Origin of the sequence: Colwellia marinimaniae (assembly GCF_002207865.1) — a bacterium.
Classification (GTDB): domain Bacteria; phylum Pseudomonadota; class Gammaproteobacteria; order Enterobacterales; family Alteromonadaceae; genus Colwellia; species Colwellia marinimaniae.
This window is the reverse complement of the sequence record NZ_BDQM01000089.1, coordinates 1-1,056: the sequence shown is the minus strand read 5'-3', so window position 1 is coordinate 1,056 and position 1,056 is coordinate 1. Positions and strand designations below refer to the sequence as shown.

The following is a 1,056-nucleotide window of genomic DNA, read 5'->3' as shown; positions in this document are numbered from 1 at the left end:
ATAAGGGGTATCCCCTTAGCTCCATATATGAGGTTTTGTATTATTCTCAACTCTTACCTGTGATCTTTTTGTACGTAACTGGACGAGTCACCACAGCCTGTTGAAGCAACCTATAAAATAGCAAACCTCGTGATTTTGAAGTTCGGCGATTAAAACGAAAGACAAACTCATCTAAGTAATAATCGAGTTGTTTGGGCTGTATAGCACCATGATGAGTCCCTAGTAGCCACCGTTGAAGAAGAGCTGCAACTCGATGAACGCCAGGCATGGAATCATGAGCCTGAATATCTGAACCCAGATGAACCGTTCGCCGATGATCGTATCCTTTCTCTTTGAGCTTGTTATAAGCTGTTGAGCCGTCAGTGTGAATATTCGCACTTGCATCAATTGACTCCCAGATAAACGGTATCAAGTGTGCTGAATCTGCTTTTTCAATACGTTGAACACGAATTCTACCGAAGCCTTTTGGTTGAAGTATTTCTACAGCAATAACAACCAATGCCTTCGTTGTATTACACTTACTACTCTTGCCAGATTTATGATTACCACGCTCTGTTAAAGCTAGGTAAGTTTCATCAACTTCAACTTCTCCTGTCAGCAATTCACGAGATGGAAGTACCATTGCTCGTCGTAATCTGTGCAGCATCGTCCAAGCAGTTTCGTAACTTCCAAGTCCCAAAACTCGTTGTAATCCAAGCGCACTCACCCCATTTTTTTGGCTCGTGATATACCAAATTGCAGCAAACCAGACTCGTATATCAGTGCGTGTCTTGTCAAAGATCGTACCCGCCGTAACTGTGGACTGGCGTTTACAGGCGGGACACACCCATCTACCTCGACTTGATTGCGTAACATTTCCCAAAAAACCACACTTTGGGCAAATAAATCCAGTAGGCCACCTCAAACCAACCAAATAAGTCCGGCAAGATTCTTCAGAATGAAACCAATCAAGAAATTGGCTCCAAGTTATAGGGTAGTCTTTGCCAGCGACAGGCATTTTTTTGATTGGCTCCATAAGAACACTTTACGTCTTGTGGAGCTAAAGGGATACCCCTT

Annotated in this window: 1 protein-coding gene; it reads right to left on the bottom strand. The window is 43.2% G+C overall.

Annotated features, from left to right (window positions below; genetic code table 11):
• Positions 1 to 46: 46 nt before the first annotated feature.
• Positions 47 to 1,015: an IS1595-like element ISCosp2 family transposase gene (locus MTCD1_RS18270; protein WP_057183690.1), complete on the bottom strand. Its 969-nt coding sequence runs from the start codon at positions 1,013 to 1,015 to the stop codon at positions 47 to 49.
• Positions 1,016 to 1,056: the final 41 nt, after the last annotated feature.

Coding starts and splice junctions, on each gene's coding strand:
- MTCD1_RS18270 (WP_057183690.1), bottom strand. CDS start 1,015: ATGGAGCCAATCAAAAAAATGCCTGTCGCTGGCAAAGACTACCCTATA.